The organism is Mycobacterium sp. E3198 (genome assembly GCF_001667015.1).
Taxonomy (GTDB): Bacteria; Actinomycetota; Actinomycetes; order Mycobacteriales; family Mycobacteriaceae; genus Mycobacterium.
This window is the reverse complement of record NZ_LZIS01000253.1, coordinates 1-6,704: the sequence shown is the minus strand read 5'-3', so window position 1 is coordinate 6,704 and position 6,704 is coordinate 1. Positions and strand designations below refer to the sequence as shown.

Here is a 6,704-nt window from a genome sequence, read left to right as displayed (position 1 = left end):
CTTGAGCGAACCCGGGCAGTATCTGCAGCGCCTGCGCCATGGGCGTCAGCTGCGCGGCCACCGCCGACGCCCCGCCGTGATAGCCCACCATCGCCGACACGTCGGCCGCCCACATCTGCTCGTACTGCGCCTCGGCCGCCGCGATCGCCGGCGCGTTGAACCCCAACAGGTTAAACCGCACCAACGACACCAGCTCGCTGCGGTTGGCCGCCACCACACCCGGATGCACCGTCGCCGACACCGCCGACTCGAACGCCGACGCCGCCGCCCTCGCCTGACCCGCCGCGCCCTGCGCCTGCTCCGCCGCCGCCGACAACCACCCCACATACGGCGCCGCCGCGCCCACCATCGCCGCGGACGCCGGGCCCTGCCACGCCGCGCCCGCCAACCCCGACGTCACCGACCCGAACGAACTCGCCGCCGAACCCAGCTCACCGGCCAGCCCCTCCCAGGCCGCCGCCGCCTCCAACATCGGACCCAGCCCCGCACCCAGATACATCCGCGCCGAATTGATCTCCGGCGGCAACACCAAAAAACTCACCGCGACAGTCCTTAGTTGAAGAAGCCCGACTGCGCGTCGCGCTTGTTGAAGAAGCCGGAGTCGTCGTTGCCGGAGTTGCCGATGCCCGAGTTGAAGACGTTTGAGTTGCCGATGCCGATGTTGTCGAAGCCCGTGTTTGAAATGCCGCACAGGAAGCTGCCCGTGTTGTTGAACCCGACGTTGTTGCCGTTGCCCGAGTTGCCGAAGCCCGACTCGAAGGCGAGCCCGGTGTTCTGGAAGCCGGAGGTGTCGCCGCCCGAGTTGAAGAAGCCCGACGAGTCGAGGCCGGTGGTGCCGAAGCCGGAGTTCTTGACGCCGACCGGGGTGATCGTGCTGCCGAAGCCGGTGTTCAGGTTGCCGGAGTCGAAGCCGCCCGTGTTGCTGGCGCCCGAGTTGCCCCAACCGGTGTTGATGGAGCCCGCGTTGAAGTCGCCGGTGTTCAGCGAACCCGCGTTGCCGCTGCCGGTGTTCTGGAAGCCGGAGTTGCCCATCCCGAAGTTTTGGGAACCGCCGTTGAGCATCCCCATGTTGTTGGACCCGCCGTTGCCGACACCGAAGTTGCTGAAGCCGCTGTTCAAAAAGCCGGTGTTGCCCTGCCCCGCGTTCGTGAAGCCGGTGTTGAAGCTGCCCGAGTTCTCGAAACCGAAGCTGTGGTTGCCGGAGTTGAACAGGCCGACGTTGCCGGTGCCGGAGTTGAAGAAGCCGATGTTGCCGGTGCCCGAGTTGCCGAAGCCGATGTTCCCGGTTCCCGAGTTCAGCGCGCCGAAGCCGATCTGGTTGTCCCCGGTCAGCCCGAAACCGATGTCGTTGTTGCCCGTATTGCCGAAGCCGAAGTTGTGGCTGCCGGTGTTGGCGATGCCGACGTTGTTGCTGCCGCGGTTGCCGATGCCCATGTTCGAGTCGCCGCGGTTCCCGCTGCCCACGTTGCCGCTGCCCAGGTTTCCGTTGCCGACGTTGGTGTTGCCGAGGTTTCCGGCGCCCATGTTCCCAATGCCGGCGTTGCCGAAGCCGGTGTTGTTGTTGCCCGCGTTTCCGCTGCCCAGGTTTTGGTTGCCGCGGTTGCCGCTGCCGATGTTGCCGACGCCGTTGTTGCCGTTGCCGACGTTGGTGCTGCCGATGTTGCCGCTGCCCACGTTCTGGCTGCCGCTGTTGCCGCTGCCCAGGTTCTGGTTGCCGTTGTTGCCGCCGCCCACATTGCCGCCGCCGACGTTGCCCGCGCCCAGGTTGAAGGTCGCCAGGGCCGCCTGCACTTGACCCAGTGGCCCGGGCAGGGTCTGCAGCGCCTGCGCCATGGGCGTCAGCTGCGCGGCCACCGCCGACGCCCCGCCGTGATAGCCCACCATCGCCGACACGTCGGCCGCCCACATCTGCTCGTACTGCGCCTCGGCCGCCGCGATCGCCGGCGCGTTGAACCCCAACAGGTTGGACCGCACCAACGACACCAGCTGGCTGCGGTTGGCCGCCACCACCCCCGGATACACCGTCGCCGACACCGCCGACTCGAACGCCGACGCCGCCGCCCTCGCCTGCCCCGCCGCGCCCTGCGCCTGCTCCGCCGCCGCCGACAACCACCCCACATACGGCGCCGCCGCGCCCATCATCGCCGCGGACGCCGGGCCCTGCCACGCCGCGCCCGCCAACCCCGACGTCACCGACCCGAACGAGCTCGCCGCCGAACCCAGCTCACCGGCCAGCCCCTCCCAGGCCGCCGCCGCCTCCAACATCGGACCCGGCCCCGCACCCAGATACATCCGCGCCGAATTGATCTCCGGCGGCAACACCAAGAAATTCATCACAACCGTCCTTCGCCGTTAGTCGTGGCCGCCGCGTTTGCCGCGCCCAGCGCGGAGTCGACGTTCCCCGGAACCGCTGACGCCGCCGCCGGCGTCGGCGGGGCCGCTATCAGGTACGACATCGCCGTCCTCCCGCTCCCAAGCCGTCCGGGCGATCGGTGCAAGCGCAGCGAATTGCGATCCCGCCCCGGATTCTCGTTCCAAGCGAGTCAAATATGCGGGGTCCGGCGTCGAACTAACGTCGGTCGAATCGCGTAGATACTCAGCATGAGGGGTCGTAAATGCAGCGGGGCCCGGGGTCGTAGGGCGGTCCCCGGCAAAGGGGCGGCCCGGGTGCCGGGGCCGGCGCCGGTAGGCTCCCCCGCCCCGGTGACCTCCATAGTTTTCGGCTGGTATTCGACCCTTGGTGGCTGGCATGAGCGAAACTGATGTGCGCGGGGATTTGCGGTCATGTAAAAGGCATGGCCATCGCGTGAGGGAGCGTATGCCCACAGGAACGGTGACCCTGCTGCTCGCCGATTTCGAGGGCTCCGAGCGACTGTGGCAGAGCCAGCCGGAGCAAACGACGGCGGCGCTGGCGCGACTCGGCCGCGCCGCCTCCGAGATCGTCCCCGCCCACGACGGCGTGCTGGCGGCCGGACCGGGCGCCGGCGACGGCTTCATGGCCGCATTCGCCCACGCGACCGACGCCGCGGAATGTGCTGTGGCGTTGCAGCGGGCGCCGCTGGCGCCGATCCGGCTGCGCATCGGCGTGCACACCGGCGAGGTTCAGCTGGGCGCCGCCGGCGAGTACGTCGGCTCGACCCCCGAGCGGGCGGCCGCCCTGCGCGAGCTGGCGCACGGCGGCCAGATCCTGCTCTCGGGCATCGCCCGGGACCTGGTGATCGACCAATTGCCGGCCGACGCCTGGCTGACCGATCTCGGCACCCACCAGCTCGGCGACCTGCCCCGCCCCGAGCGGCTGGCGCAGCTCTGCCACTCCGACCTGGACGTCGAATTCCCGCCGCTGCGCACCACCGGAAGCGTCGTCCCCCACGGCCTGCCGGTGCAGCTGACGCGGTTCGTGGGTCGCGTCACCCTGACGAACGACGTCGTCAAGGCCCTGTACGAGAACCGGCTGGTGACCCTGGCCGGGGCCGGCGGCGTGGGCAAGACGCGGCTGGCGGTGCAGGTCGCCGCCCAGGCGGCGGCCGAATTCGACGGCAACGTGTGGTTCGTCGACCTGACACCGGTCACCGACCCCGAGGTGGTGCCGGTCGCGGCGATGCGCGCGCTCCGCCTCCCCGACCAGCCGGGCCGCTCGGCGACGGAAACGCTGGTGCGGTTCCTCGGTGACCGCCCGGTGCTGCTGGTTCTGGACAACTGCGAGCACCTGATCGACGAATGCGCCGAACTCGTCGTCGCGCTCCTGGCCGCCTGCCCACAACTGACGATCCTGACGACCAGCCGCGAACCGATCGGGGTGCCCGGCGAGGTGACCTGGCGGGTGCCGTCGTTGTCCCTGGCCGACGAGGCGATCGAGCTCTTCGTCGACCGTGCGCGCTTGGCCCGGCCCGATTTCAGCATCGCCGTCGACGACGGCGCCGCCGTGCGCGAGATCTGCGTCCGCGTGGACGGCCTGCCCCTGGGCATCGAGCTCGCCGCGGCGCGGGTGCGGATGATGTCGCTGACCGAGATCCTCGACGGCCTGCGCCACCGGTTCCGGCTGGTGACCGGTGGACGGGCCGGGACCCGGCGCAAGAAGACCCTCGGGGAGTCGGTCGACTGGTCGCACGCGCTGCTGACCGAGCCGGAGCGCATTCTGTTCCGCCGGCTGGCGGTTTTCCGGGCCGGCTTCGACCTCGATGCGGCGCGGGTCATCGGCGACGGCGACCCGGTGCAGCAGCATCAGGTCCTCGACCGGCTCGCCCAGTTGGTGGACAAGTCGCTGGTGGTGGCCGACTACGCGGGCGACCGCACGCGCTTCCGGCTGCTCGAGACCGTGCGCCATTACGCGGCGGAGAAGCTGGCCGAATCCGGGGAAGCCGACGAGGTGCACGCGCGGCACCGCGATTACTACGCGGCGCTGGCCGCCCTGCTGGACAGCGCCGCCGACGCCGACCACCAGCGCCGCATCGAACAGGTCGAGATCGAGATCGACAACCTGCGGGCGGCGTTCGCGTGGAGCCGCCAAACCGGTGACATCGAGAAGGCCCTGGAGCTGACGTCGTCGCTGCAACCGCTCTGGCAGACGCGGGGCCGCATCCAGGAGGGGCTGGCCTGGTTCGACGCCACTCTCGCCGAGCACGACGCGCAGCGCTCCGACATCTCGGCGGTGGTGCGCGGGCGCGCGCTCGCCGACAAGGCGGTCCTCGACGCGTCGCGCAGCATCGGCGACAACCTCGAGCAGGCGCAGCAAGCCGTGGCGATCGCCCGCGAGATCGACGACCCCGCGCTGCTGGCGCGCGCGCTCACCGCCTGCGGCGCGATCGCTTCCTACAGCGCCGCCGCGGCCCGCCCGTACCTGGCCGAGGCGATCGGCATCGCCCGCGCGCTCGACGACCAGTGGCGGCTGACGCAGATCCTCACCTGGCAGGCCAACGGCGCGTTCTACGCCGGTGACCCGATCGCCGCGGAAGAGACCTCCCAAGAGGGGTGGGAGATCGCCGACGCGATCGGCGACCGGTTCGACGCGCGCTCGTGCCGCTGGACCCTTGGCCTGGCGCAGATGATGAAGGGCGATCTGGCCAAGGCCGTCGAGCAATTCGAGGCGGTGACCGCCGACGCGGACGCGGCGCACGACGTCCTGTTCAGGTGGGGCGCCCGGCTGAGCCTCAGCCTCGCGCTCTCCTTCCGGGGCGATACCCGCGCGGCCATGGCCACCGCCCGCGCGTCACTGGATGCGGCCGGCGATCTGTGGCCCTACAACGAGGGATTCAGCTATGCGGTCCTGGTCACCGCGGCGGCGGCGGCCGGCGACCTGGCGGCGGCGGCCGAGGCCATCGAGGCGGCCCAGCAACGCCTGAGCCCGCAGGGCGAGCTCGGCGCGGCGATCGTCAACCCGATGGCCGACGTGGCGCTGGCGCGCGGCGATCTCGTCGAGGCCCGGCGCTGGGCGGACCAACAGGTCGCGGCGTCGGCGGGCTGGCACCTGGCCCGGGCGCTGACCACGCGGGCACGCATCTCGATCGCCAAGGGCGAACCCGACCAGGCGGAGCGCGACGCGCACAAGGCGCTCGGCTGCGCCGCCGAGGTCCGGGCCCATCTGGCCGTCCCGGACATCCTCGAATGCCTCGGGCGGCTGGCCGCGGACGGCCTGAACCAGCGCGACGCGGCGCGGCTCTTCGGCGCGGCCGACCAGATTCGGCGGCGGATCGGCGTGGTGCGGTTCCGCATCCACGACGCGGACCACGAGCGGACGGTCGCGGCGGTGCGGGACGCCATGGGCGAGGAGGACTTCGACAGCGCGTGGGCGGAGGGGGCCGGGCTGTCGCTCGACGAAGCCATCGCCTACGCGCGCCGCGGCCGCGGGGAGCGCAAGCGGCCGGCCAGCGGCTGGGCCTCGCTCACCCCGACCGAGCGCGACGTCGCGCGGCTGGTGGCCGAGGGGCTGGCCAACAACGACATCGCCGCCCGGCTGTTCATCTCCCGGCGCACGGTGCAGACCCATCTGACGCATGTGTACGCGAAGCTGGGCATCAACTCCCGCGTGCAGCTGGCCCAGGAAGTCGCCGGCCACAGCTGAGCACCGCCGGGGCGCGAATCTACGACCCCCCGCGACGCGCTATTACGAGCTTTGACCGACGTTTCGTCGCGCCGATGCCTCCCATCCTTGAGTCGATTGCTCGATGACGACCGGGAGGACAGCGATGTCGTTGGTAATAGTGGCCCCCGAGCTCGTGACGGCGGCGGCGACGGACATGGAAAGCATCGGCTCGGCGCTCAGCGCCGCGCACGCGGCCGCCGCGGCCCCGACCACCGGCATCCTGGCGGCCGGCGCCGACGAGGTCTCGGCGGCGCTGGCGTCGCTGTTCTCCGGGCACGCCCAGGCCTACCAGGCGCTGAGCGCCGAGGCGGCCGCGTTCCATCAGCAATTCGTCCAGACGATGAGCGCCAGCGGTGCGATGTTCGCCGCCACCGAGGCGGCCAACGCGTCCCCGCTGCAGGGCCTGCTCGACGGGGTCAACGCACAGGTCCAGGCGGCGACCGGGCGCCCGCTGATCGGCAACGGCACCAGCGGCTCTCCCGGGACCGGGCAAAACGGGACGCCCGGCGGCTGGTTGATCGGCAACGGCGGCAGCGGCGGATCCGGCAAGCCCGGCACCGACGGCGGGGCCGGCGGAGCGGGCGGCGCGGCGGGCCTGATCGGCGCCGGCGGCGCCGAACAAACC

The 6,704-nt window shown here is 71.2% G+C and carries 4 protein-coding genes; 2 read left to right on the top strand and 2 right to left on the bottom strand.

Annotated features, from left to right (window positions below; genetic code table 11):
* Together A5673_RS25750 and A5673_RS25745 are read right to left on the bottom strand one after the other, a co-directional pair.
* On the bottom strand, positions 1-541 hold a 541-nt coding region (locus A5673_RS25750), incomplete at its 3' end, for a PPE family protein (protein ID WP_156748639.1).
* A gap of 11 nt (positions 542-552) precedes the next feature.
* Positions 553-2,334 (bottom strand): PPE family protein, encoded by a 1,782-nt coding sequence (locus tag A5673_RS25745; protein WP_068239116.1) that lies wholly within the window; start codon positions 2,332-2,334, stop codon positions 553-555.
* Between the two features lie 472 nt (positions 2,335-2,806).
* On the opposite strand from A5673_RS25745, the gene A5673_RS25740 reads away from it, so the two are divergent.
* Together A5673_RS25740 and A5673_RS25735 are read left to right on the top strand one after the other, a co-directional pair.
* Positions 2,807-6,058, top strand: a complete 3,252-nt coding sequence (locus A5673_RS25740) for a LuxR C-terminal-related transcriptional regulator (RefSeq protein ID WP_068239113.1) — start codon at positions 2,807-2,809, stop codon at positions 6,056-6,058.
* Positions 6,059-6,182: 124 nt separating this feature from the next.
* The coding region (locus A5673_RS25735; RefSeq protein ID WP_156748638.1) for a PE family protein at positions 6,183-6,704 on the top strand (522 nt) is incomplete at its 3' end.

Bases quoted from the DNA above. Each gene is read 5' to 3' on its own strand.
- A5673_RS25745 (WP_068239116.1), bottom strand. From the start codon at position 2,334: ATGAATTTCTTGGTGTTGCCGCCGGAGATCAATTCGGCGCGGATGTAT.